Annotated in this window: 25 protein-coding genes; 6 read left to right on the top strand and 19 right to left on the bottom strand. The window is 43.3% G+C overall.

Annotated elements, in window-relative coordinates; genetic code table 11:
- Window positions 1-93 precede the first annotated feature (93 nt).
- The 11 genes from MS_RS02680 to kduD all read right to left on the bottom strand — a co-directional run bounded on the left by MS_RS02680 (window position 94) and on the right by kduD (window position 9,220).
- The gene (locus tag MS_RS02680) at window positions 94-1,395 is read right to left on the bottom strand and encodes a hemolysin family protein (protein ID WP_011199752.1); all 1,302 of its coding nucleotides are present in this window, start codon (window positions 1,393-1,395) and stop codon (window positions 94-96) included.
- Between the two features lie 86 nt (window positions 1,396-1,481).
- Window positions 1,482-2,006: a DUF1523 family protein gene (locus tag MS_RS02675; RefSeq protein ID WP_041639564.1), complete on the bottom strand. Its 525-nt coding sequence runs from the start codon at window positions 2,004-2,006 to the stop codon at window positions 1,482-1,484.
- Between the two features lie 30 nt (window positions 2,007-2,036).
- Window positions 2,037-2,819, bottom strand: coding sequence for a TatD family hydrolase (locus tag MS_RS02670; protein WP_011199750.1), 783 nt, complete (start codon window positions 2,817-2,819; stop codon window positions 2,037-2,039).
- 50 nt (window positions 2,820-2,869) lie between these two features.
- Window positions 2,870-3,853: a DNA polymerase III subunit delta' gene (locus MS_RS02665; RefSeq protein WP_041640147.1), complete on the bottom strand. Its 984-nt coding sequence runs from the start codon at window positions 3,851-3,853 to the stop codon at window positions 2,870-2,872.
- Window positions 3,850-4,482, bottom strand: a complete 633-nt coding sequence (tmk, locus tag MS_RS02660; RefSeq protein WP_041639563.1) for a dTMP kinase — start codon at window positions 4,480-4,482, stop codon at window positions 3,850-3,852. Before tmk ends, MS_RS02665 begins: the two co-directional genes overlap by 4 nt.
- Window positions 4,483-4,523: 41 nt before the next feature.
- Complete coding sequence (mltG, locus tag MS_RS02655) at window positions 4,524-5,570, bottom strand: endolytic transglycosylase MltG (protein ID WP_041640145.1); 1,047 nt, start codon at window positions 5,568-5,570, stop codon at window positions 4,524-4,526.
- Between the two features lie 231 nt (window positions 5,571-5,801).
- On the bottom strand, window positions 5,802-6,125 hold the full coding sequence (locus MS_RS02650) for a cupin domain-containing protein (RefSeq protein ID WP_011199746.1): 324 nt from the start codon (window positions 6,123-6,125) through the stop codon (window positions 5,802-5,804).
- Window positions 6,126-6,134: 9 nt separating this feature from the next.
- Entirely contained in the window at window positions 6,135-6,773 is a 639-nt protein-coding gene (locus tag MS_RS02645) for a bifunctional 4-hydroxy-2-oxoglutarate aldolase/2-dehydro-3-deoxy-phosphogluconate aldolase (RefSeq protein WP_011199745.1), read from the bottom strand.
- A 9-nt stretch (window positions 6,774-6,782) separates the two neighbouring features.
- Complete coding sequence (locus MS_RS02640; protein WP_041639562.1) at window positions 6,783-7,721, bottom strand: sugar kinase; 939 nt, start codon at window positions 7,719-7,721, stop codon at window positions 6,783-6,785.
- Window positions 7,722-7,784: 63 nt separating this feature from the next.
- Window positions 7,785-8,426, bottom strand: a complete 642-nt coding sequence (locus tag MS_RS02635; protein ID WP_041639560.1) for an RpiB/LacA/LacB family sugar-phosphate isomerase — start codon at window positions 8,424-8,426, stop codon at window positions 7,785-7,787.
- Window positions 8,427-8,464: 38 nt separating this feature from the next.
- A complete protein-coding gene (kduD, locus tag MS_RS02630) occupies window positions 8,465-9,220 on the bottom strand; it encodes a 2-dehydro-3-deoxy-D-gluconate 5-dehydrogenase KduD (protein ID WP_256327879.1) in 756 nt (251 codons plus the stop codon).
- A 238-nt stretch (window positions 9,221-9,458) separates the two neighbouring features.
- Between kduD and kdgR the strand changes: the two genes are divergently transcribed.
- Window positions 9,459-10,253 carry a DNA-binding transcriptional regulator KdgR gene (gene kdgR, locus MS_RS02625; protein ID WP_011199741.1) on the top strand — a complete coding sequence of 265 codons (795 nt, stop codon included), beginning with the start codon at window positions 9,459-9,461 and terminating at the stop codon, window positions 10,251-10,253.
- A 140-nt stretch (window positions 10,254-10,393) separates the two neighbouring features.
- Here kdgR and MS_RS02620 read toward each other — a convergent pair whose 3' ends face one another.
- The 4 genes from MS_RS02620 to MS_RS02605 all read right to left on the bottom strand — a co-directional run bounded on the left by MS_RS02620 (window position 10,394) and on the right by MS_RS02605 (window position 14,788).
- A complete protein-coding gene (locus tag MS_RS02620) occupies window positions 10,394-11,425 on the bottom strand; it encodes a porin (RefSeq protein WP_011199740.1) in 1,032 nt (343 codons plus the stop codon).
- A 491-nt stretch (window positions 11,426-11,916) separates the two neighbouring features.
- Window positions 11,917-13,236: an exodeoxyribonuclease VII large subunit gene (xseA, locus tag MS_RS02615; protein ID WP_041639558.1), complete on the bottom strand. Its 1,320-nt coding sequence runs from the start codon at window positions 13,234-13,236 to the stop codon at window positions 11,917-11,919.
- Between the two features lie 18 nt (window positions 13,237-13,254).
- Window positions 13,255-14,454, bottom strand: a complete 1,200-nt coding sequence (locus MS_RS02610; RefSeq protein WP_011199738.1) for a cupin domain-containing protein — start codon at window positions 14,452-14,454, stop codon at window positions 13,255-13,257.
- 1 nt (window position 14,455) lies between these two features.
- Window positions 14,456-14,788 (bottom strand): RnfH family protein, encoded by a 333-nt coding sequence (locus MS_RS02605; RefSeq protein WP_011199737.1) that lies wholly within the window; start codon window positions 14,786-14,788, stop codon window positions 14,456-14,458.
- 144 nt (window positions 14,789-14,932) lie between these two features.
- Between MS_RS02605 and MS_RS02600 the strand changes: the two genes are divergently transcribed.
- The 5 genes from MS_RS02600 (at window position 14,933) to MS_RS02580 (ending at window position 19,703) form a co-directional block, all read left to right on the top strand.
- Window positions 14,933-15,349: an EamA family transporter gene (locus MS_RS02600; RefSeq protein WP_011199736.1), complete on the top strand. Its 417-nt coding sequence runs from the start codon at window positions 14,933-14,935 to the stop codon at window positions 15,347-15,349.
- A 121-nt stretch (window positions 15,350-15,470) separates the two neighbouring features.
- Window positions 15,471-16,055, top strand: coding sequence for an aminoacyl-tRNA hydrolase (gene pth / locus MS_RS02595; protein ID WP_011199735.1), 585 nt, complete (start codon window positions 15,471-15,473; stop codon window positions 16,053-16,055).
- Window positions 16,056-16,101: 46 nt separating this feature from the next.
- Window positions 16,102-17,193 (top strand): redox-regulated ATPase YchF, encoded by a 1,092-nt coding sequence (ychF, locus tag MS_RS02590; RefSeq protein ID WP_011199734.1) that lies wholly within the window; start codon window positions 16,102-16,104, stop codon window positions 17,191-17,193.
- Window positions 17,194-17,371: 178 nt separating this feature from the next.
- Window positions 17,372-18,268 carry a homocysteine S-methyltransferase family protein gene (locus MS_RS02585; protein WP_011199732.1) on the top strand — a complete coding sequence of 299 codons (897 nt, stop codon included), beginning with the start codon at window positions 17,372-17,374 and terminating at the stop codon, window positions 18,266-18,268.
- A gap of 25 nt (window positions 18,269-18,293) precedes the next feature.
- A complete protein-coding gene (locus MS_RS02580; RefSeq protein WP_011199731.1) occupies window positions 18,294-19,703 on the top strand; it encodes a basic amino acid/polyamine antiporter in 1,410 nt (469 codons plus the stop codon).
- A 94-nt stretch (window positions 19,704-19,797) separates the two neighbouring features.
- Here MS_RS02580 and proX read toward each other — a convergent pair whose 3' ends face one another.
- The 4 genes from proX to MS_RS02560 all read right to left on the bottom strand — a co-directional run bounded on the left by proX (window position 19,798) and on the right by MS_RS02560 (window position 23,927).
- Window positions 19,798-20,781, bottom strand: coding sequence for a glycine betaine/L-proline ABC transporter substrate-binding protein ProX (gene proX, locus MS_RS02575; RefSeq protein ID WP_011199730.1), 984 nt, complete (start codon window positions 20,779-20,781; stop codon window positions 19,798-19,800).
- A 9-nt stretch (window positions 20,782-20,790) separates the two neighbouring features.
- Window positions 20,791-21,807 (bottom strand): glycine betaine/L-proline ABC transporter permease ProW, encoded by a 1,017-nt coding sequence (proW, locus tag MS_RS02570; RefSeq protein ID WP_011199729.1) that lies wholly within the window; start codon window positions 21,805-21,807, stop codon window positions 20,791-20,793.
- Window positions 21,804-23,006 carry a glycine betaine/L-proline ABC transporter ATP-binding protein ProV gene (gene proV, locus MS_RS02565; RefSeq protein WP_011199728.1) on the bottom strand — a complete coding sequence of 401 codons (1,203 nt, stop codon included), beginning with the start codon at window positions 23,004-23,006 and terminating at the stop codon, window positions 21,804-21,806. Before proV ends, proW begins: the two co-directional genes overlap by 4 nt.
- Window positions 23,007-23,270: 264 nt before the next feature.
- The gene (locus MS_RS02560) at window positions 23,271-23,927 is read right to left on the bottom strand and encodes a metallophosphoesterase (protein ID WP_011199727.1); all 657 of its coding nucleotides are present in this window, start codon (window positions 23,925-23,927) and stop codon (window positions 23,271-23,273) included.
- Window positions 23,928-24,145 lie beyond the last annotated feature (218 nt).

Genomic DNA, 24,145 nt, shown 5'->3' with positions numbered 1-24,145 from the left:
TCCTTATGTTGTTGAATGAAATAACAAGAGCGCTAAAAGCGCTCCCATCATCATTAGGGTTTGTTTATCTTTATTTATTATTTGAGTTAGAGGCTAATTTTGCTCGTTCAAATCTTTACGAATCGACACCATCAATTGGTCAATTTTGAAATTTTCCGTATCGATAATTTCAAATTTATATTTATCGTAAAGTACAAAATCTGTTTTCTTTGGAATTTTACGTAACATATACATCATAAAGCCACTGATAGTTTCATAATTTTCCCAATCGGGAAAACTTTCAATATTCAAGGCCCGCATTACGTCTTCCAACGGCGTTGCGCCGTCAATAAGCCACGAATCTTCGTCACGGCGGACGATTTGTTCTTCTTCGCTGGATACCAACTCGCCCATTACAATGCTCATGACATCGTTTAAAGTACAAATACCCACAACTAAGGCGTACTCGTTAACGATTACCGCAAAATCCTCACCGGAAGATTTGAAAAGCTCAAGTACTTCATAAAGCGATAAAGTATCGGGAATAAACAAGGGTTTGCGCAAAATACGTTGATCCGTCAGGGAAACCTGCTCTTCCCGCAAATAAAGCGTAAGCAAAGTGTGTGATTCCACATAACCTAAAATACGATCCAAGCCGTTGTCGCAAATCAAAACTTTTGAATGGCTGTCTTTAGTTAGGGTTTCCATGACTTTCTGCCGGTCAAAAGTGCGGTTCAAAAAGACGATATTTTCTCTCGTGGTCATGGTTGAGGTGACGGTACGTTCCTGCATATCAAAAATATTTTCGATGAGATAATGCTCCTGCGCTTTCAACACGCCCGCCTCAGCACCGGCATCCACCACAGCGACAATATCTTCCGAAGTCATGCTGTCGTGTCGTACCGTTGAGATTTTTAGTAAACGGAATAAACCGTTAGCCACGGAATCGAACAATAATACCAAAGGTTTGAAAATAACAATACAGAATGACATCACGCCTACCGTACGTAATGCCACTTGTTCCGGATAAGTAATGGCAATGCGTTTTGGCATTAAATCCGCCAGCAGAATAAACGCTGCCGTGACCACCACAAACGATGCGCAGGAAGCGGCGCCGTCAACCCAGGGCGCATTGGTATATTGGTGAATTGTTTGTTGGATATAAGGGCGCAGCGCACTTTCACCGATCATACCGCCGAAAATCGCCACCATATTCAGACCGATTTGCACCACGGTAATAAAACGCCCCGGATGTTCCTGTAATTTCAGTACTTTTTCGGCACGAGTATCGCCTTCATTCGCTAAACTTTGCAATTTAATCTTTCTTGCACCCGCAAGTGAAATCTCGGAAGACGAAATAATCGCACTAATCACAATTAGCAGAAATAAAATAAATATTGCTTCAAATAAACCCATAATTTTCTTTTTTACTCTACTTCGCGCCTTAACCTTTATTTAAGGACGCCTAAATGAAAAGCAGGACGCCGTTAGCGCCCTTATTCTTATGCTTCGCTGTCAAACCAGCCACGAATTAATTGAATGGAGAAAAATAAAGTAATTATGCCTAAAAAATAGAAAATATAACTTAAAATCGGATGAGAGCCCGAATCTTCCGTCACTTCCCGCATTGATACGGCATTACGGAATTCGTCAAACATCACAATTCGCCAGCCATAATATTTTATTTCTACCAGCCGTTGATCCTGCGCAAAGGTTGAGGCTTTAGCCTGTAAATCGGCGGAACCGAATTTGAAATAGAAAGGAAATCCCCAGCGCGTATCTTCGTTACGGTAAACCATCGGTTTTTGTTTGTCCGGTTGCTGAGTATAAATATAATAAACGTCACGGGTCGGACCGTCGGCGGGATTAGCTTTGGTTATCGGACCGTCTTTATCCACACGTTTTACTTCAACGCCTGTGATTTTGGTGGTTTCATAATGAGGGAATACGTAGTTAATCCCTGCAAATAAAACAACATGGAATACAAAAACCACCGTTAGCAGAAAATATTTAATGAATTTACGCATAGATTTCACCTTTTCAACAGATTGAGTTGATTATAGCACGTTAATTTTAAACAGACGCTCAAAATTTTGCGTTGTAATCAACGCGAATTCTTCCGCCGAAACACCTTTTAACGCCGCCACATATTCGCATACTTCCCGTGTGTAAGCCGGTTGATTTTGTTTGCCGCGATAAGGAACCGGCGCAAGATAAGGAGAGTCCGTTTCCACCAGCAGCCGATCCGCAGGCACATAACGAACCACATCACGGATTTCTTCCGCATTTTTGAAGGTCACAATGCCCGAGCAGGAAATATAAAACCCTAAATCTAGCGCTTGTTTTGCAAACTCCAGATTTTCCGTAAAACAATGAATAACGCCGCCGCACTTTTCCGCGTGATTTTCCCGTAATAACCGAATCGTATCTTCACGGGCGTCGCGGGTATGAACAATCACCGGCTTATTTAACTGATTCGCCACTTCGATTTGCTGGGAAAAAGCGTCTAACTGCTCGTTTTTACGATCCTGATCATAATAATAATCCAGCCCGATTTCACCGATTGCGATGACTTTCTCATCTTTGGCATATCGCTCTAAACGCTGACGGTCAAAAGTTTCACCGGCAAGATCCAATGGGTGAACGCCGCAAGAAAAAGAAACCTCGTCACGATGTGCCAACAATGTTTTCATCGCCTGAAAACGATTTAAAGCAACACCGATGGAAAGCAAATGTTTCACCCCTCTTGCTTTCGCTTTTTCAATTACCTCATCAACATTGCTGTGTAATTTTTCATAATCTAACGAATCTAAATGACAATGACTGTCAACAATAAACATATTTACTTTCCTGATTTATAATTTTATTTTCATGCGGGAAAACGCCCGTATTAATGTTCAAAAACTTCCGTAATTAAGCGGGTTAAACCGTCCAGCAAAATTAATTCCTGATTTACCGCATTAATTTGCACTAAATCCGACCGCACTTTTTGCATAATTTTAGTTGCGGTTAATAAGCCGGCGACGGTTTGTCGTTCATTGAACTGTTGGATGCCGCGGATTAAATCCCGGCAAATCCAACCGGATGTTATATTTAATTTATCTTTCAGCGCATCGGATAAAAATGCCAAAAGCCAATCCACTTGTTGCAGAATCAGTTCCTTATCAAACAGCGGCAATAATTCAAGAGGAGAACGGCGGGTATAAAACAACCAAAAGGCGCGAAAAAATTCACGACGTTTTTCCAGCCAGCCCTGTTCCAAACAATGCAATGCCAATAAAGGACGACCGTAACTAATGCGAAGTGCGGTCTGAATTTCGGAAATTTCACTGTAATTATGTAGTTGCAACCAATTCAGCGCTTGTTGTTCCGACGGCGTATTAATCAGCCACACTTGGCAGCGACTATAAATCGTCGTCATTAAAGGTGACGATAAATCCGCATTTAATAAAAAATAAGTATTTGGTCGCGGTTCTTCCAGCGTTTTTAATAAAGCGTTGGCGGCACTTTCCGTTAAACGTTCCGCGCTCTGCACATAAACCGCTTTATTACCGTTTTGTTGCGCACGCTGGCTAACCTTTTCATTAATTTCGCGCACCTGATCTACGCCGATATCTTTGTTTTCAACAGGCGCCAGCTGATACACATCGGGATGGTTGCCGGCGGCAAACAATCGGCAACTATGGCATTCTCCGCAAGGTCGCGGAGAACTATGCTGACACATCAGCCAGTTTGCCACGGCATGAATCAATTGGTCTGCGCCTATCCCCTGCTCCGCACGAAACAACAGAGCATGATGACCATACCCCTGTTGAAACGCAGCGGTTATTCTTTCGTAATAGGATTGGAGCCAAGGATAAATTATTGCTGTCATAACGAAATTGAATTTACCCAATTTTTTACCGCAGTTTTAATATCCGCCGTAACCCGTTCGATAGATTGCTCGGCATTAATGATCACCGCTTTCGGATTATCTTTTACCAATTCTAAATAACGTGTGCGGGTGCGGTCAAAAAAAGCCAAATTTTGCTGCTCGATACGATCCAATTCTCCGCGTCCGCGAGCCCGTGCCAACCCTATTGCCGGCGATAAATCCAGATAAAGGGTAAAATCCGGTTCGAAATCGCCTAGTACCGTTTTTTTCAGAGTCTCTAACAAATGGCTGTCGATTTGGCGCCCGCCCCCCTGATAAGCCTGAGAAGAAAGATCATGGCGATCGCCGATAACCCATTTCCCTTGCGCTAATGCGGGTTTAATCACATTTTCCACCAGTTGAATCCGCGCCGCATATAACATCAGCAATTCGGCTTTATCCGTAACCGGTTCTTCCGTTTCATACTTAATCAAATTTCGCAACTTTTCCGCCAGCGGCGTACCGCCGGGTTCGCGGGTAAAAAGCAAATCCGTTATACCCAGCGCGTTAAGTTGCTCGACAACAGCTTGGCGGGCGGTAGTTTTGCCCGCGCCTTCCAAACCTTCCAATACGATAAATTTTCCGTTCATATTTTTGTTCAATGTAAGAAAGAATAACGAATTAGCCTGAATTATTTGTTTTTATTCCGGCGCAACCAAAGCAAATATTCCTGCACCGCTTTGTTGTGTTCAATCAGACTACGGCTGAACTTATGCCCGCCCGAGCCGTCGGCGACAAAATATAAAAAGTCCGTCCTTTCAGGATGCGCAACTGCGTTTAACGCATCTTCACTCGGGTTTGCAATCGGTGTAGGCGGCAAACCGTCAATCACATAGGTATTATAAGGTGTCGGCGATTCCAAATCTTTTTTACGAATATTGCCCTGATAACTTTCACCCATGCCGTAAATTACCGTCGGATCCGTTTGTAACTTCATTTTGGCTTTCAGACGATTAACAAACACCGAGGCGATTTTTCCGCGTTCGGCGGAAATACCGCTTTCTTTTTCCACAATAGAGGCAAGAATCAACATTTCATAAGGATTATTCAACGGCAAATCCTCATCACGTTCCGCCCATGCTTTTTCCAGCGTTTTCACCATTCGCTCGACAGATCGTTTGACTAAAGCCACATCCGTAGAATTCGGCGTGTAATTATACGTATCGGGATAAATCCAGCCGTCTAAGGTTTTGTACGCATTTTGCACCTCAAATTCGGGCAACATCTCTTTAAATTGATGAAAAACCTCAACGTCGGTTTTATCTTTCAATTCATGTTTCAAGTGCGGTGCGTTTTCCAGTGATTTTTTCACCTGCTTCCAGGTTTCGCCGTCGGTAAAACGTAAAGCGAACTGCGCTTCTTTACCGCTGTTAAGCAAGGTTAATAAATCGCCTAGAGTTTTTACGCCTTCTAATGAATAAGTTCCCGCCTTTACATTATTAAATTGGGGCTGAAGTTTTAATAACAAAGGGAAAAGTATATTATCGGCAATGATATTTTCCTTTTCCAGCAAGGCAAAAAGTTTTTTACCGGTAGTCCCCCGCTCCAGAGTAAGTAATTGTTCCGCTTTAATATTAACGGGTTCATTGACCAATTTTTGAATATAATTGTAGCCCCAAAATCCGGCAGCTGCGAACATTAAAAGCAACAGAAAAATAAAACGAATACATTTTTTCATCATCAATAAAAACACCCGGAGATTCACAAAATTATCGGCGATTCTATCATAATGCGGGTAAAAGTGCGGTGAGTTTTTGCAGAATTTTATGCGCTTGATTAGCGGCGAATAGTCTATTTCACTAAAAAAGGGACAATAGTAAACTATTGTCCCAAAACTTTTATGTTCGAGAAGATACCATAAAAGTAGTGCTAGAGAATCAACGAAGTTAAGGAGTAACGGTCTATACGGTTATTTAATAAAATCTTTTCTCATTGGTGTAAATGTATCGAGCAATACGCCTTTTTCCAAACAAACGCAACCGTGCATCACATTCGGTTGTTTATAAAGCACGTCGCCCGCGTTCACAATTTTTGTTTCATCGCCGATTGTGAATTCGAAACTGCCGGATAGTACGTAAGTCAATTGTTCATGCGGATGGCTATGCAATGAACCTATTGCGCCTTTTTCAAAATGAACTTCAACGGACATAATATTTTCACTATATGCAAGAATTTTACGTTGCACGCCGCCGCCAAGATCATCTAACGGAATTTCACGATTATAAACAAACATTTTCTGCCTCTATCTAACTAAAGCCAATACTTCGCGAACTAAACGGCCAATTTCATCCCAATGTTTGTTCGCAATTAATGATTTTTCCACAAACCAAGAACCTCCGCAGGCAACAACATTCGGAATCGCTAAATAATCCCGAATATTGTTCACATTGATGCCGCCGGTAGGCATAATTTGTAATTGTTGATAAGGGCCTAATAACGCCTTAATCATTTTTACTCCGCCCGAAGCTTCTGCCGGGAAGAATTTTACTGCACTAACGCCCAATTCCAAGGCGCCTTCAATTGCCATCGGATTATTTACGCCCGGTGTAATCGGAATATTCAATTCTTGACATAAACGCACGATATTCGGATTAAATCCCGGAGTTACAATGCAGTCCACGCCGGCATTTTTCGCTCTAACCACTTGATCCGGCGTTAATACCGTACCTGCTGCGATTAAAATATCCGGGTTAGTTTGGCGCAATAGACGAATGGCTTCTTCCGCCGCCGCCGAACGGAAAGTAATTTCCACAACCGGCAAACCGTTTTCAGCTAAGGTAGCGGCTAAGGGTAAAATATCTTCCGCGTCATCTAACGCAATAACCGGAACAACTTTTAAAGCGCCCAGTTTTTCAATAATTTCTGCTGTTGTATAAGCCATAATGATTCCTTAATTAAATTCCCGAATAAAATGTTGAGTTGCGGTTTTATCAATAATAGCGCCTTTGTGTTGAATAACAATGCCTGCTAATTTGTTGCCTTGCCGGCAGCAATCGACTAAAGATTTTTGCTGTAAATAGCCGTTTAAAAAGCCCGCGTTGAAGGCATCGCCCGCTGACGTCGTATCCACAACCCGCTGCACAACTTCAGTCGCGACTTGCTGAGTTTCTCCGTTATGATAAAAAACGGCGCCATGTTCACCAGATTTCACCACAACGGTTCCGACACCTAATTGAACCAAACGGGAAATCGTTTGCTGCACATTTTCATCCCGCCAAAGGGATTGTTCGTCGTCAAAGGTTACCAAGGCTAAATCGACCAAGGGCAATAAGGCTTGATAACAGGCTTGTGTTTGTTGAAAGCTATCCCACAATGCCGGGCGATAATTGCTGTCAAACGCGATTTTCACCCCGGCTTTTTTCAGGTTTCCGAGCTGCCGAATCAACAAAGTGCGGTCATTTTCCGGTAAAATTGCAAGCGAAATGCCGCTAAGATAAATCATATCCGCCGTTGCCAATCTCGCCAGTACCTCGGTATAACCTTCATGTTGCAGTAAATAACGAGCCGCCGATTGGTTCCGCCAATAAAGAAACGTTCGTTCGCCTTTTTCATCCAGCTGAATTAAGTATAATCCCGGCTGACGTTTTTCATCTAATAAAACACAATCGGTGTTAATGCCGTCATTCCGCCAATGCGCCAACATACCCAAACTCAGCTTATCTTTGCCTAATGCCGACACATAAGAGATTTCAAATTGCTCTCGCCGGCTAACTCGAGCCAAATAAGTTGCAGTATTTAAGCTATCGCCACCGTAAGTTTGACGCATTCGGCCAAAAGGTTCGCCGTTCAGCTCAATCATGCACTCGCCCAAAATCGCTATTTTTTTCATTATCAAGCCTCAATTGGATTAGACCTACTTAATTCAACAACTAAGCAGGTCTAATACGGGTTGCTATTTTGCTAAAACTTCACGCACAAAAGCTTCAATTTCTTTATCCTGACAATTTTCAAAGAAACATTGTTGAAAACGTTCGCCGCTTACTGCGGTTTTCACCAATTCAGGGTCAATAGCGCGTAAAGTGTCTAAATAGTTATCTTTCGCCACCGCTTTTTTCACTTCGTTCAAAATGCCTGCATTACGAACTTGCGGTTCTTTACGCTCAATCGGATAACCCTCGCCGCGAACACCCGTAAAGGCTTTTTCAAACATATAGCGAACGTTTAATTCGGCGCCCCAGCCAAAACCTTTAGCAAAAGCCAGTGCAAGCGCATTACCGTTATTGATTTGGCAGAATAAAAACGCATCCGCCGGATCAAGACAATATCCGCATACCACACCCGGGTGTAAATTAAGCGACATCATCGCCCCTTGCCCCGTACCGCAGCCGGTTACCACAAAATCCACCGCTTTGGAGTTAAGTAAAATACTTGCCATAATACCTAAGTGGATATAAGTCAAGTGATGATCGTTTTCATCACTCATTCCTACATTAAATACCGAATAACCTTTAGGATCCACAACGCCTTTAAGTTCTTTTAACACCACGGCATTTTTCGCCGCTTGGCTATTTTCCATCATTAATGCAATTTTCATATTGATTTCCTTATTAAATAATAAATTCTTCAGTTCGATTAACGTGCTAACCAACCGCCGTCAACTGCGACTGTATAACCGTTTACGTAATCACCTGCTGCAGAAGCCAGGAATACGCAAGGTCCGACTAAATCATTCGGTGTCCCCCAACGACCGGCGGGAATACGATCTAAAATTTCTTTACTGCGAGCTTCATCCGCGCGTAATGCCGCGGTGTTATCCGTTGCCATATAGCCCGGAGCGACGGCATTCACATTAATGTTATATTTTGCCCATTCGTTTGCCATTGCGCGGGTTATACCCATAATCGCACTTTTTGATGCGGTGTAAGAAGGCACGCGAATACCGCCCTGGAAAGAAAGCATTGACGCAACATTAATAATTTTACCGCCGTGACCTTGGGCGATAAATTGTTTAGCCACAAGTTGAGAAAGGAAAAATACCGTTTTTAAGTTAATATTAATCACGTCGTCCCAGTTTTGTTCGGAAAAATCAATAGCATCTTCACGACGGATAATACCGGCATTATTCACTAAAATATCAATTTTGCCGAAAACACTAACCGCTTTTTCTACAACGTCCGTAAGGCCTTCCTGTTTCATCAGGTTCGCTTCGATATTAACGAATTTACGGCCTAAGGCTTCGATTTTTTCTTTGGTATCTAAAGGTTCGACTAAATTCACGCCGACAATATCGCACCCTGCCTGTGCTAAGCCTAAAGCCATTCCCTGACCAAGACCCGTGTTACAACCGGTTACTAATGCAACTTTTCCTGTTAAATCAAATAAGTTCATGTAAATTCTCCTATGTAGAAAATGTATTAACAGTGTGTTTACCACTTAAAGAACATCACCTTTACCTTTAAAGTAACACCATCATACTCTTAACAAAAAAACATTGCAATAAATATAAAACATAATTTCATTTTTATTTTTAATAAAATAAATTTAAAAAAATAATATTTTCTGTGCTATCATATCTTTATATTTAATGGTAGATTTTATTCAATAGCAAACACGGTAATAAATCATCATGGAAAAAGAAAACCAACCCGAAGCAGTATCTTCCGTGCTAAAAGTTTTCGGCATTATTGAAGCTTTAGCAGAGCAAAAAGAAATTGGCATTACTGAGCTGGCTCAACGGTTAATGATGTCAAAAAGCACCACATACCGTTTCTTACAAACGATGAAAACTCTGGGTTTCGTTTCCCAAGAAGGTGAAACCGAAAAATATACGCTGACTTTAAAACTTTTTGAAGTCGGGGCAAAAGCCCTGGAATATGCGGATATTATCGGTTTAGCCAATCATGAAATGTCTTATATTTCCCGACAAACTAATGAAACCTTACACTTAGGTACATTAGACGGCACAGAAATTATCTATTTGCATAAAATTGATTCCGGTTACAATCTGAGAATGTATTCCAGAATAGGCAGAAGAAATCCGATTTATAGCACCGCAATAGGCAAAGTGTTACTTTCGGGGTTAACCAACAAAGAAATCAGAGAATTGCTCGCTGACTTAACTTTCGTAAAACACACCAGCAAAACATTAGAAAATATTGATCAGCTTATTGAAGAAATAGAAAAAGTCCGCAAACAGCATTATGCGGAAGATAACGAAGAACAGGAACCGGGATTACGCTGCGTAGCCGCACCGATTTATAATCGATTCGGACGGATTATTGCCGGTCTTTCTATTTCGATACCGACGATTCGTTTTGAAGAAGAAAAATTACCGCAGTTGGTAAATTTATTACAAGTTGCCGGTAAAAATATTTCCGAACAAATCGGTTATCACGATTATCCGGAAATTTTAGCTCCATAAAAATTAAACAGCTCGGTTAATTTAATCCGGCTGTTTAATAATATATTTATTAACAAATATTAGCGACGATATCGCAATAAAATTTCTCAAAAATAAACCGCACTTTTTAGTGCGGTTTATTATTCTATAGATATTAAAAATTAGAAATAAACTCGTAAACCTAAAGCAATACGTTTTTCTTTTTCAAGCGTGTCCCCCGAACGTTTAGTTTTAAAGGAACCGCCTTCTAAATAGGTAACAACGCGTTTGTTAAATTGATGATCAGCACCTAAGAACCAACCTTTAAATTTGCCGTCATCTTGTCCCTGGATTTCACCGGTACCCCACAAATATTCCGCATAAACATTATTTTTATCGGTAACCGCATATTTAGCCCCGACTTCAAATAAGTTAATTTCTTCAAATTTGTTATTACCTACACGGAATTTGAAATCTTTTTTGCCTTCAATGGATTTACCTTTAGTCCAGTCAAAACCTACCGCGCCTTTGCCGTAACCAAGTTGAACCGAAGTACTCATAGCTTTTTTATCATATTCGTCTTTTGCCAACGTGCCCGCTTTTTGTTGGCTGTATGCCACAGCACCTTTCACATTAAACTCACCGAATTTGTTGTTATAGAACATAGCTAATTCATAAGCGCGATTTTTATTGGCAAGCTCTCTATCGGAATCATCGTATTTTTCACTGGTACCGAACACATAATCGGCACCGAAACGAAAACCGTAAAACCAATCGGTTAATAAACGAACCGCTTTGTCCGCATCTTTCGGCATCATAGTTATTTTACCCAATTCATAAGTAAAGTTTGAATAACCGATACTATCCGCCAATAACGCCTGTTTACCGAAGGTTAAAGAACCTAATTTATGTTGGAATCCGCCGTATAAACGTTTTGTGTATATTTGATTACCGATATCACCGTCTTTCGTAAAACGAATTTCCACATTAGCCAACGCAGTAAAGCCGGAACCGATATCTTGATAAGCGTGAATTCTCACACGGGATCCGCGGTCAATAAGATCACTTCGTTTATCCGTGCGATTAATTAATTCAAATGATGCGCGTCCGTCCAAATTAACTTTAGTTCCTTCGGCGCTATATACGGTTACGGCACTGGCGCCGCCGGAGAAAAATAATGCAGAAGTAATTAATGCGATAATCGTCTTTTTCATGACTAACCTACCTTAGTGTTTTTCAATTAAAAATACAGAGGAATAAAAATTTACAGTGGAAATAAATTTCAAGCAGAATCTAAAAGAATTGAAACACTATGTCAAATTAGGTAAAAAACATTAATTCTTTATATTTCAACAAGTTATAAAAATAAAACAATATTTTAAAATGAGATCAAAATCACATTTCTAAAATTTTATTTTTAATTTTAAATTTTATTCAAAAATATAACCCATTGATCTAATTAAAAATTCAAAAAACAAAATAATTTAGTTACATAAAAAATAATATTCAAAATATTTTTTTGAAACATTATTTCATATTTGTGATTTAAGTCACATTATTCCTTAAATTTGTACTGAACTTTTATTAATTTCGTAGGACTTAGATAGGATTAAAATTGATCAAATGATCACTACGGAACAATTTTCCTTAGCGATCACTGATGAATGAATTTAAATTGAAAATTTAATTGGAAAGACGATGAGATTTAAATAACCTTACTGACAATTACCCCGTCGCGCAACCGGGTTTTAATTTTATCCCCGGTTTCGACTTGATTCACACTGCTTATGGTTTCTCCTTGCTCCGTTTCCGCAATGGAATAACCGCGGGCTAATACTTTCAGAGGGCTTAATCCGTCTAACTTGCCGCAAAGGGCTGAAAGCGAAGTCTGTTTGCTGACTATTAACCGTTTCAGGGCAAAATCAAGGTTTGTCGCCAGTTGAACAATGTGATAGTTTTGCTGCCGCACCAGATAAGGCAACGGATTTTTTTCTAAACGTTCGCAAAGTGCGGTCAATTTATAGTGATTTTTATCTAACAATCGCCGAATTGCCGAATTTAACCGATGTTCCAGTTGACCGGTCTGTTGTCGTTGCGCAAGCAGCCGGGCGCTCGGGTGCCGGTTTTGCAAGCGCAATAAAAAACGTTGCAAATGTTGCTGCTTTTCATTAAATAAGCGATCTAACGCCATTTCCAAACGCTGACGTTTATACTGTAATTGCTGGAATAATTCCTGTTGGTTACGGCTGACTAATTCCGCCGCAGCCGATGGGGTCGGCGCTCGCACATCCGCCACAAAATCGGCGATCGTCACGTCGGTTTCATGGCCTACCGCACTAATCACCGGTATACTTGAACGAAAAATCGCCCGAGCCACCGTTTCTTCGTTAAAACACCAAAGATCTTCCAACGAACCGCCACCCCGCCCGACAATCAATACGTCCGCTTCATTACGCAAATTCGCCAGTTCAATCATTTGCACGATTTCATTGGCGGCATCTTTCCCCTGCACTGCAGTCGGGTAAATAATAATTTTCAGGCTTGGATCCCTGCGTTGTAAAATATTCAGAATATCCTGCAAGGCTGCACCCGTTGGCGAAGTGACGATACCGACGGTTTTCGCAAAGTGCGGTAAATTTTTCTTAAGATTTTGCGCAAACAAGCCCTCGGCGGCGAGCTTTATTTTCAGCGCCTCAAATTGCTGTTGCAAAAACCCTTCGCCGGCAGGATGCATAGACTCAATAATAAGCTGATAATCGCCCCGTGGTTCGTATAAACTGACATTAGCGCGAACCAGAACCTGCATTCCGTTTTGCGGACGAAAGGCGACACGCATATTCTTCATGCGAAACATCGCGCAACGCACCTGTGCGTTTTCATCTTTCAAAGTGAGATACCAATGCCCCGATACGGGCTGACTGAAATTCGAAATCTCACCGGTAAGCCATACCAAACCTAACTGCCCTTCAAGCAGTTGCCGCACCGAATAGTTAAGCTGCGAAACGGAATAAATATTTTCGTTCATCACTGATTCGTATTACCCTTAATTTAACAATATCCAGCCGTCATCCAGCCAGTTACAAATACCGTCCAGCAATAAATCCATGGCTAAATCCCGCTCGTCCGTTTGCTGAATCAACTGCATTAAATCCGTAAGAGCAAGGGCTTCGCCGTCGGCCAAGCGTTTTAATATTTCCGCTTCTACGGAATTTAATTCATCTAACCACTCGCCGTTTGCGTAAATACACAACGGATTTGAGGTATAAACCAGCTTACAGTTGTTATCCTGCAGAAGCTTGGCGCCGTTTTCAAGAGCCGTAAGCACTTCTTCAGGCTCGGAAATCTCATCGCTTACCAGCATTTCATAACGGCGTGAACTAACCGCAGAGGCGACCGCTTGCCGGAACAAACGGTCAAATTGTGGTGAACTTGTCAGTTTCTCTAACAATTGCCGTTTCATTGCCTGAATCTCGGTCTCGCTTAATTTGCCGGTTGGTTGTGCCGATTGATTTAAACGCAGGGGAATACTAAATTCGTTAAGGTCAATTTCCGGGTTTTGATAACAAAAGCCGTGCTGAATCCGCTCCATTAAATCGCTAAGATTCGGATAACGCAAACCGAACGAGAAGGTCAGGCAATCGCTTTGCGCCACGCCGTAATGCGCCATACGGGAAGGAATATACAGAATATCTCCCGGGTTCATAACCTCGTCCACTACCAGCTCGCCCATATCGTCGAAAATACGAATCGGCTGATTAGGTTTAAATTCGGTACTCGGATCGCACCATTTACCTAACTGCCAACGTCGCTGTCCGTAACCTTGCACTAAAAACACGTCATATTCGTCGTAATGCTTACCCACCGAACCGCCCGCCGGCGCATAAGACACCATAATATCGTCCCGCTGCCATTGCGGTATAAAACCGAATAGATTCCACAACCGACCTAACTCCGCAGACCATTGTTCCATATTCTGAACCAATACCGACCATTTTTCCGGCAATTCGGTAAAATCCCGCTCAGTAAGCGGGCTTGGCGTGAAAGTCCAGCTGTCTTCCGAAAACTGTTTTAATAAGCGAGCGGTCACATCTTCGTTTTGTGCAAGTTCAAGAATATCTTCAGGCTCAAACATACCTACAATTTCAGGCAAACCGTTACGGATGATTAAAGGTTTCTTTTGCCAGTAATCCCGTAAAAAATCTTCGGCAGAGATATGCTTGGGTAAACAAAATTTGCGTGACATATTAATTTTCCTTATTCGCTGATTTTTCCGCTTTTTTCTTTTCTTCCTGGTCTTTTGCCTGTTGCGCCGCACGTTTCCGGCGGATTTCTTTCGGATCCGCTAATAAAGGACGATAAATTTCAATACGATCGCCATCGTTGAGACTATCCGTCAATTTTACAGGACGGCTAAAAATGCCGATTTTATTTTCCCGCAAATCAATGTCGGTAAACTGCTGTAGAATTCCCGATTGTAAAATGGCGCTTTGCACCGTGGTGCCTTCATCCAGAGTAAATTTTTTTAAATAATAATGTTCCGGAAAAGCATAAGTAATTTCGATGTTAATTTGAGCCATGGAAACCTCGTTATAAATGGGCTTACCTCAATAAATTTATGCTATTATAGCCGAAAACCGCGGTGACAAAAAACAAGGTTTTTTCACCGCAGTTTTCCTATGTTTTCAACATAAATCCGTAATTTAATTCAAATAAGGTCCGCTATGAATTGGTTAACACTAGCTTTCGGCTCGGCATTTTTCGCCGGTCTCACCGCCATTTTGGGCAAACTCGGCGTTGAAGGGATAAATAGCAATTTAGCCACCTTTATCCGCACGATCGTGGTATTATTCGTCTCCGCCGGCGTTATCTCCATGCGAAACGAATGGCAGCTACCGCAACATATTGCCGTTCGTCCGCTTATGTTTTTAATTCTTTCGGGCGTCGCCACCGGGCTTTCCTGGCTTTGTTACTACCGGGCATTGCAACTGGCGCCGGCATCCTGGGTCGCTCCTATCGATAAGCTCAGCGTCGTCATCGCTATCGTTCTGGGCATTGTTATTTTGGGTGAACCTATCAGCATTAAATTAATTACCGGTTCCATTCTGATTTTAGCCGGCGTACTGGTCCTTGCCCTTTGACGCGAAGTTTTAAAAAAATCCCCCAATTGCCGATTATCAAAGTCAATACCGCAACGGTTAAGTAGAATTAAAAGGCAATTTAGGCTATACTTCACACCATTTTTGACTGGCAGGAATAATAATGTCTGAAATCAAATTAATCGTGGGTCTTGGCAACCCGGGCGATAAATATGCGGATACCCGTCATAATGCGGGGGAATGGCTGGTGGAAAGGCTGGCTCGTCGCTTTAATTTTAATTTAAAAGATGAGGCTAAATTCTTTGGAAAAACCGCTCGAGCCGTTATCGGCGGTGAAGAAGTCCGTTTTCTCATTCCGACCACTTTTATGAATTTAAGCGGTAAAGCCGTTGGTGCGTTAGCGACGTTTTACCGAATTAAACCGGAAGAAATTCTGGTTATTCATGACGAACTGGATTTGCCGCCGGGCGTGGCGAAAATCAAGCAGGGCGGCGGCCACGGCGGACATAACGGGCTTAAAGATACCATTGCGCAATTAGCAAATAATAAAAATTTTTACCGTTTGCGTATCGGAATCGGTCATCCGGGCGATAAAAATCTGGTTTCCGCTTACGTATTGAGCAAACCTTCGCCGATCGACCGGTCGGCAATCGATAAAGCCTTGGACGAAGCGGCAAGTTGTATGGAAATTCTGTTAAAAGACGGCATTACCAAAGCAACCAATCGTTTAAACGGTTTTAAAGCGTAATCAAAAAAATACCGAATCAAATTCAAATAAAAAATAGGAACAAAAAATGGGATTTAAATGTGGCATTGTCGGCTTGCCGAACGTAGGTAAGTCAACTTTATTCAACGCATTAACAAAAGCAGGTATTGAAGCGGCAAACTATCCGTTCTGTACTATCGAACCGAATACAGGCGTTGTACCTATGCCTGATCCTCGTTTAGACGCATTGGCGGAAATCGTCAAACCGGAACGCACACTACCGACCACAATGGAATTTGTGGATATCGCAGGTTTGGTTGCCGGCGCAAGCAAAGGCGAGGGGCTGGGAAATAAATTTCTGGCGAATATTCGCGAAACCGATGCTATCGGTCATGTAGTACGTTGTTTTGAAAATGATGATATCGTCCATGTTTCGGGTCAAATCAACCCGGCTGACGATATCGATACCATCAATACGGAATTGGCTTTAGCGGATTTAGACAGCTGCGAACGTGCCATTCAACGCTTGCAAAAACGTGCTAAAGGCGGCGATAAAGAGGCTAAATTCGAACTTTCAGTGATGGAAAAACTGCTTCCTGTATTAGAAAATGCCGGCATGATTCGTTCTGTCGATTTAGATAAAGAAGAATTACAGGCTATCAAAGGCTACAACTTTTTAACCTTAAAACCGACTATGTATATCGCAAACGTGAACGAAGACGGTTTTGAAAACAATCCGTACCTTGATCGCGTGCGTGAAATTGCAGAAAAGGAAGGCGCGGTTGTAGTGCCGGTTTGTGCCGCCATCGAATCTGAAATCGCCGAATTAGACGATGAAGAAAAAGTGGAATTTTTACAGGATTTGGGCATTGAAGAACCGGGTTTAAACCGCGTTATTCGTGCCGGTTACAAACTATTAAACCTGCAAACCTATTTCACCGCCGGTGTTAAAGAAGTGCGAGCCTGGACGGTTGCCGTAGGCGCTACCGCACCAAAAGCGGCCGCCGTGATTCATACCGACTTTGAAAAAGGTTTTATCCGTGCCGAAGTTATCGGTTATGATGATTTCATTCAGTATAAAGGCGAACAGGGTGCAAAAGATGCGGGTAAATGGCGTTTGGAAGGAAAAGACTACATCGTACAGGACGGAGATGTTATGCACTTCCGCTTCAATGTTTAATTCATATCTAAATTATAATTTTTTGATCTAAAAAAATTGCTAAAAAAATACCGCACTTTTATAAAAGTGCGGTATTTTTATATAAAATTTTTTGAAACACCCGTGAGCCCCGATTTCTACACAAAATAGAGGGTCTGTTTATCTTTTATAAACAGACCCTAATCAAAGGAAACATCATATGCCAATCACAATTCTAGACGGTGGAATGAGCCGTGAATTAATGCGTCGCAACGCACCTTTCCGTCAACCCGAATGGTCCGCCTGCGCCCTTTACGAAGAACCAAGCGCAGTACAGGCGGTACACGAAGATTTTATCGCACACGGCGCAGAGGTAATTACCACCGACAGTTATGCCGTTGTGCCTTTTCATATCGGCGAACAACGGTTTCATACCGACGGCAAAACGCTTGCGGATCTTGCCGGTCGCTTAGCAAAAAGTGCGGTCAAAAATTCCGGAGTTTTAACCACTAAAATTGCCGGCTCTCTGCCGCCGATGTTCGGTTCTTATCGCGCCGATTTAATTCAACCTGAACGTTTTGCCGAAATTGCTCAACCGCTCATCGACGGGCTTTCTCCTTATGTGGATATTTGGCTTTGCGAAACTCAAAGCGCCATCATCGAACCGGTTTCTATTAAAGCCTTGTTGCCAAAAGACGATCGCCCGTTTTGGGTTTCCTTTACCTTAACGGATGACGAACTGACCTGCGAACCGCAATTGCGTTCGGGCGAAACGGTAAAAAGTGCGGTAGAAAAAATGGTCGATTTAGGGGTTGACGCTATTCTTTTCAACTGCTGTCAACCTGAAGTGATCGGTGAAGCGCTAGCAGTCACAACGGCGACTCTAACCGCATTAAACGCCACGCACATTCAAACCGGCGCTTATGCAAATGCCTTTGCCCCTCAACCTAAAGATGCAACAGCAAATGACGGTTTAGACGAAGTCCGAAAAGATTTGGATCCGCCCGCTTATTTAGCCTGGGCAAAAAAATGGACGGCACAGGGCGCCTCAATTATCGGCGGCTGTTGCGGTATCGGTGTGGAATATATTGAAACTCTGGCAAAAAATTTAAAATAATTCAATAAAATAAATGGAATAATAAATGTCAAATAAAAAAATCGGACTTCTCTCTCTTACCGCATTAGTGCTTAGTTCAATGATCGGATCCGGTATTTTCAGCCTGCCGCAAAATATGGCCGCCGTAGCCGGTGCGGAAGCGATTTCTATCGGCTGGCTGATTACCGGGATCGGAATCATCTTCCTCGGTTTATCCTTTTTCTTTATCTCTCGCCTTCGCCCCGAGCTGGACGGCGGAATCTATACCTACGCCCGTGAAGGTTTCGGCGATTTGATGGGATTTATGTCCGCTTGGGGATATTGGCTTTGTGCGACAATCGGGATCGTCGGCTATTTAACCGTCGCCTTTGAAGGCTTGGGCGTATTCACCGATTCTGAAAATACCGTTATTTTCGGACAGGGCAATACCGTTGCTTCGTTTATCGGCTCCTCCATTATCGTTTGGTTAGTGCATGCGCTGATTGCCGGCGGGATAAAAGAAGCGGCTTCGGTAAATCTGGTGGCGACTTTTGTAAAAGTTGCTCCTTTAGTACTCTTTATCTTACTTGGTTTTTGGTTCTTTGATACGGATATTTTCAATTCCGACGTAAAAGCAAGTGCACTGAATAACAATATAGGCGATCAGGTTAAAGACACCATGCTTATCACACTTTGGGTCTTCACCGGGGTAGAAGGCGCTTCCGTGCTTTCCGCTCATGCAAAAAAACGGACTGATGTGGGGCTGGCGACGGTTTTAGGTATTCTTATCGCTCTGGCGTTATATGTTGCCATCACCATTCTTGCGCTCGGTATTCTCCCCCGCGAAACTATCGCCGAGATGCCGAATCCGTCAATGGGTCCGCTGCTTGACGCCATGATGGGACCGACGGGCAAAGTTATTATCACCGCCTGTCTGATTGTCTCCGTGCTGGCTTCTTATATCAGCTGGACAATGTATTCGGCGGAAATTCCATACCGAGGAGCCCAAAAGGGTGCGTTCCCGAAAATTTTGGATAAATTAAACGAAAACAGTACGCCGATTAATTCGTTATGGTTCACCGGATTTATTGTTCAATTCTGTTTAATTCTGGTATTTGTTTTTGAACAAAGCTATAACACCTTATTGCTTATCTCAACTTCAATGATCCTGATCCCATATTTCTTAATCGGTGCCTATTTATTTAAATTAGCCATACAAACCAACTCCGCCTGGTATATAAAATTAACCGGCTTTATGGCTTCAATTTACGGTTTATGGATTGTTTACGCCGCCGGCTTACAATATTTGTTGTTATCCGTGGTGCTGTATGTGCCGGGTATTTTGCTCTTTTTATATTCCCATCGCAAATTCCACGGCAAATTTAAATTAAAAGGATTTGAACAAACAATTCTCGCAATGATTTTTATACTTTTCTGCTATGCGGTTTATCGCTTGCCGGAATTGCTTGCCGCCTGATTAACCGACAAAAAAGCCTCGGAAACGAGGCTTTTATCTTTTAAAAACTTTTCTTATTTAATTCAAAACCGCCAATGCAATGCTCTTAGTGCGGTCAGTTTTTAGCCGATTTTGCCTGTTTAATCCATTCGTCAAATTGCACCCGGTGAAATTTAATCCAGGCTTCGGCATGGCGTTCAATATCCTGCGATGAATTTTGTCCGTTGCGCATAGCCATATTCTGCGCGCTGATGTCACCGGCCGGAAGCCGCATCACCGCAAACAGTCTGGCCGCATCCGGGTGGGCGTCGGTAAAGGTTTTATTGGCAACGATATGCATGGAACTGACGGTAAAACCGTAATTTTTACCGTTCGCGAGATTGGTGTCGGCGACGGTTTTACCCGGATCAGGCCGGTTCGGCACCTGCAGCCACACGACATCTTTGCCCGGAACCAGCACACCGCTAACCCAGTAAGGTGTCCAGGTATAATAAAGAATGGATTTACCGTTTTGATACTGTGCAATGGTGTTAGCGATCAGCGCTGAATAATTGCCTTGAGTGACTTCAACCGTCCGGCTTAAGCCGTAACCGTCAATATGTTGACTGACCGTATATTCGCAGCTCCAGCCGGGACTGCAACCGATTAAATCGGCCTTGCCGTTGCCGTTCGTATCGAACAGTTTGGCAAGCTTAGGATCTTTCAGCTGAGCCAGATTGGTAATATTGTAGGTATCGGCGGTTTTTTTATCGATCATATAACCCTGCACCGCGCCTTCAACGAAGGTCCCCTGTCGGTATAATTTCCTATCGCCGCCCGCATTGGCGTATTTGTCCGCCTGTAACGGCAACCAATGCACGGCCATAAAAGTGGCATCGCCGTTGGCAATGGAGGTGAAAGCCACATTGTAATCCACCTCTTTCGGCGGATTAACCCGATACCCCAGCTCTTCCAGCGCTTTAACCACAATCAACGTCTGGAAGGTTTCTTCCGCGAGAGGGCTCTGCAACGGCTGAATCGCCTTATCGTCCGCCCGGACGGCATTGCTTGCAAATAAGGCAAGAGAAAACAATATCGTTAATTTCATCGGATAAGCCATAGTTTCTCCTTATTTTTTGCGGATAAACAGCCCGGTAATACCGCGTTCATACCAGCGAACCTTATGCTGGCTATGCATATTTTCCGCAATTTTCTGGGTCAGGCGGTCCAATACAATCGCCATCAGTACGATACCCAATCCGCCGGTCGCGGCTTCCCCCATATCCAACCGGCCGATGCCGCGCAGAACCATCTGGCCCAAACCGCCCACCGCGATCATAGAGGCGATAACGACCATGGATAAAGACAACATCAGGGTTTGGTTAACCCCCGCCATAATAGACGGCATGGCCAACGGCAACTGAACCTTATACAACAACTGTTTTTTACTTGCGCCGAAGGCCTGCGCCGCTTCAATCAGCGCTTCGGGAACCTGCTGAATGCCCAAAATGGTTAACCGGACAATGGGCGGCAGGGCGAAAATAATGGTCACCACCACCCCCGGAACGTTGCCGATACCGAACAGCATGACAATCGGGACCAAATAAACAAAGGCCGGCGTGGTCTGCATGGCGTCCAGAACAGGTTTAACGATGGCCGAGGCGCGTGTCGAACGTGCCATCCATATACCGAGCGGCAGTCCGATCAGCAGACAAAAAGACACTGAGGTCAACACTAAGGCAAGCGTGATCATCATTTCGTTCCAGGCCCCCACGGCACCGATAAGTGTAATCGATAACAAGGTAGCCAGCGCCAGTCTGAAATGGGTAAACTGCCAAACCAGCAATGTGAACAGGATAATCATTACCGTCGGCGGCAACACATTAAGCGATGTCTGAAACAGACTGAGGATATAATCAATGGGTGCGCTGATAAACTGAAAAAAGCTTCTTAAATGAGTCACTAACCAGTTGATCAGGCTTTCAACCCAATCTCCGAAGGGGACCAGCGTATGATCAAACGGATACATCCAATTAAAGTCCTGCGACTGTTCCGAGCCCTGTAACCAGGCATAAGCGTTATCCTGCTGCGCCGCCTGTAGGGTGGCTTCCCAGGGGTCCGCTGTCCTTATATTTTCTGTCGTCATGCCTCTGTCCCCCTGTCAAGTGTTTGTAATACTTTTACTTTAGTTACCACACCGTAATAATGGCCTTTATCATCCACCACAGGCAGTGGTTCGCGGGTAGTCGCCACATCATTGATAATATCGCTAATCGACTGTTCCGGCGAGAGAGGGGTTATCTCAATAAAACTCTGCGAAAGCGATTGTCGGTTGCTTCTCGCCTGTTGCAGCGAATCCACGGATACCATTCCCTTGTAATAACCGTAACGATCCAGCACAACGGCGAAATCCCGCTCATGCTGTTCCAGCAATTTGAAAGCGACGTGCGGTGTTTCATCTTCGCTTTTCTGTACGATATTCAGTAAATGACGCTTACTGGCGATGTCCTTGGCGGAAAGTACGTTAGAAACGTTAACCCCTTGAATAAAGGAACGGATATAATCATTGGCGGGATTTTGCAGAATTTCGTCCGGTCTGCCTACCTGAATCACCTGACCGTCCTGCATAATCGCGATGCGGTTGCCGATACGCATGGCCTCATCCAGATCATGGGAAATAAACACGATGGTACGCTCAGAATTTTCCTGTAAACGCAACAACTCGTCCTGCATTTCTGTTCGGATTAAAGGATCCAGCGCGGAAAAAGCCTCGTCCATCAACAGAATCTCGGGATCATTAGCCAACGCCCGCGCCAACCCAACTCGTTGTTGCATACCGCCGGACAATTCGCCCGGATAAACATCCGCGTAGGCTTCCAACCCGACCCGGGCAAGGGTTTCCAATGCCATCCGGCGGCGGTTTTTTGAATTGACGCCGGAAAGTTCCAGCCCGAAAGCGACATTTTCCAGAATAGTCATATGCGGCATCAGGGCAAAAGACTGAAATACCATGCTGATACGCTTGCGACGAACAGCGCGCAATGCTTTCTCCGACATTTCGGCGATATCGTCGTCACCGATAAAAACATGCCCGGCGGAAGGTTCAATCAAACGGTTCAGCAAACGAATAAGCGTCGATTTACCCGAACCGGATAACCCCATAATCACAAAGATTTCACCGGCCATAATGTCCAAAGATACGTTATTTACCGCGACGGTCGAGCCGGTTTCGGCGAAAATCTGCTCTTTGGTTTTACCGTTTTGTAATAATTTAAAAGCGGATTTAGGATGAGACCCGAAGATTTTAGTTAGATTTTTCACAGAGATTTTTACTGACGTCGTCATTATTCACCTCCTGAATATGTTGATTTTTTCGTTCGAATTTTGAACTTCTTTTTTACCCTAACAAATAAAAAAGCCGAGATCAAGCTTTGATCTTCGGCTATAAATCAACATTTTGTATAAAACGGTAGCGATTTTGTTTTAAGTAATAAATATTTTCCCTTATCAAGCAGAAGGTTACGGCAACTTACACAAATGAATACTTCGGCTCTTTTAAAGGAAAAAAATTACAAGTGCGGTCGTTTTTAGCGCCGTTTTTGCACATAGTTATTTCAACCTGAGCAACGTCAGATTGCCGAAAAATACGGCACCGGTATCGATATACAGGCGATTGCCCAGCTGCATCACCCGTTTCAGCGGGGTGTGACCGAATATAAATGCATCCGCGCCCTTGATTTCCGTTTCGTCGCGCATTTCAATCCGTCTGCGCTCCCATACTGCCTGTTCCTGCGTCAAGGGCCGGCCAAAACGGTATTGATCATAAGGATAATCAGCATGAGCGATAACGGTTTTAAACCCCTCATCGTTAAGTTCGATAACCAACGGCAAGCCAGCACAAAATTTAAGTAAATCCAGTACTTCGGCTCGTTCGGTCGGATTTAAAGATAAAACCCAGTCTCCCGCGTTATATAGCCATAGCCGTTGATAATGCTCGTCTTGCCCCAGCAACCCCTCAATAGCCATGCATTCATGGTTGCCTTTCACCGCTTTAAACCAGGAATTACGAATTAACCGCAAACAGGACAGGCTGTGCGGACCGCGATCAATCAGGTCGCCCACAGAAATAACCAGATCCCGGGTAGTATCGAATTTGACCGATTCAAGTTCTCGCATAAATAATTCATAGCAACCGTGTAAATCGCCGACCGCATAAATATTGGCATAGGCAGAACCGTCGATTTTTTCATAATCCCGTCGAGTCATACCGCCTCCTAACAGTTGGTTGCCTAAAAGTCCGGTAAACGTCGCAATATTACACTCTCTGACTATTATTCCCGACAGAACTGCAGAAAATCACATTAGAGCCGATTCATTTTTAATACGCGTCAAGCGGACAATTTCTATTTTACCAAAATGAGAGAAACTCCGCCAAAACCGACCGCACTTTACTAGCCACATTCATTGAGATCTATTTAACTTTT

The organism is [Mannheimia] succiniciproducens MBEL55E, assembly GCF_000007745.1.
Classification (GTDB): domain Bacteria; phylum Pseudomonadota; class Gammaproteobacteria; order Enterobacterales; family Pasteurellaceae; genus Basfia; species Basfia succiniciproducens.
This window is presented reverse-complemented; position numbering and strand designations above follow the sequence as displayed.

What these genes read in the sequence shown, in the direction of transcription:
- MS_RS02680 (WP_011199752.1), bottom strand. Translation starts at nt 1,395, where the DNA reads ATGGGTTTATTTGAAGCAATATTTATTTTATTTCTGCTAATTGTGATT.
- MS_RS02675 (WP_041639564.1), bottom strand. Translation starts at nt 2,006, where the DNA reads ATGCGTAAATTCATTAAATATTTTCTGCTAACGGTGGTTTTTGTATTC.
- MS_RS02670 (WP_011199750.1), bottom strand. Translation starts at nt 2,819, where the DNA reads ATGTTTATTGTTGACAGTCATTGTCATTTAGATTCGTTAGATTATGAA.
- MS_RS02665 (WP_041640147.1), bottom strand. Translation starts at nt 3,853, where the DNA reads ATGACAGCAATAATTTATCCTTGGCTCCAATCCTATTACGAAAGAATA.
- tmk (WP_041639563.1), bottom strand. Translation starts at nt 4,482, where the DNA reads ATGAACGGAAAATTTATCGTATTGGAAGGTTTGGAAGGCGCGGGCAAA.
- mltG (WP_041640145.1), bottom strand. Translation starts at nt 5,570, where the DNA reads ATGAAAAAATGTATTCGTTTTATTTTTCTGTTGCTTTTAATGTTCGCA.
- MS_RS02650 (WP_011199746.1), bottom strand. Translation starts at nt 6,125, where the DNA reads ATGTTTGTTTATAATCGTGAAATTCCGTTAGATGATCTTGGCGGCGGC.
- MS_RS02645 (WP_011199745.1), bottom strand. Translation starts at nt 6,773, where the DNA reads ATGGCTTATACAACAGCAGAAATTATTGAAAAACTGGGCGCTTTAAAA.
- MS_RS02640 (WP_041639562.1), bottom strand. Translation starts at nt 7,721, where the DNA reads ATGAAAAAAATAGCGATTTTGGGCGAGTGCATGATTGAGCTGAACGGC.
- MS_RS02635 (WP_041639560.1), bottom strand. Translation starts at nt 8,426, where the DNA reads ATGAAAATTGCATTAATGATGGAAAATAGCCAAGCGGCGAAAAATGCC.
- kduD (WP_256327879.1), bottom strand. Translation starts at nt 9,220, where the DNA reads ATGAACTTATTTGATTTAACAGGAAAAGTTGCATTAGTAACCGGTTGT.
- kdgR (WP_011199741.1), top strand. Translation starts at nt 9,459, where the DNA reads ATGGAAAAAGAAAACCAACCCGAAGCAGTATCTTCCGTGCTAAAAGTT.
- MS_RS02620 (WP_011199740.1), bottom strand. Translation starts at nt 11,425, where the DNA reads ATGAAAAAGACGATTATCGCATTAATTACTTCTGCATTATTTTTCTCC.
- xseA (WP_041639558.1), bottom strand. Translation starts at nt 13,236, where the DNA reads ATGAACGAAAATATTTATTCCGTTTCGCAGCTTAACTATTCGGTGCGG.
- MS_RS02610 (WP_011199738.1), bottom strand. Translation starts at nt 14,454, where the DNA reads ATGTCACGCAAATTTTGTTTACCCAAGCATATCTCTGCCGAAGATTTT.
- MS_RS02605 (WP_011199737.1), bottom strand. Translation starts at nt 14,788, where the DNA reads ATGGCTCAAATTAACATCGAAATTACTTATGCTTTTCCGGAACATTAT.
- MS_RS02600 (WP_011199736.1), top strand. Translation starts at nt 14,933, where the DNA reads ATGAATTGGTTAACACTAGCTTTCGGCTCGGCATTTTTCGCCGGTCTC.
- pth (WP_011199735.1), top strand. Translation starts at nt 15,471, where the DNA reads ATGTCTGAAATCAAATTAATCGTGGGTCTTGGCAACCCGGGCGATAAA.
- ychF (WP_011199734.1), top strand. Translation starts at nt 16,102, where the DNA reads ATGGGATTTAAATGTGGCATTGTCGGCTTGCCGAACGTAGGTAAGTCA.
- MS_RS02585 (WP_011199732.1), top strand. Translation starts at nt 17,372, where the DNA reads ATGCCAATCACAATTCTAGACGGTGGAATGAGCCGTGAATTAATGCGT.
- MS_RS02580 (WP_011199731.1), top strand. Translation starts at nt 18,294, where the DNA reads ATGTCAAATAAAAAAATCGGACTTCTCTCTCTTACCGCATTAGTGCTT.
- proX (WP_011199730.1), bottom strand. Translation starts at nt 20,781, where the DNA reads ATGGCTTATCCGATGAAATTAACGATATTGTTTTCTCTTGCCTTATTT.
- proW (WP_011199729.1), bottom strand. Translation starts at nt 21,807, where the DNA reads ATGACGACAGAAAATATAAGGACAGCGGACCCCTGGGAAGCCACCCTA.
- proV (WP_011199728.1), bottom strand. Translation starts at nt 23,006, where the DNA reads ATGACGACGTCAGTAAAAATCTCTGTGAAAAATCTAACTAAAATCTTC.
- MS_RS02560 (WP_011199727.1), bottom strand. Translation starts at nt 23,927, where the DNA reads ATGACTCGACGGGATTATGAAAAAATCGACGGTTCTGCCTATGCCAAT.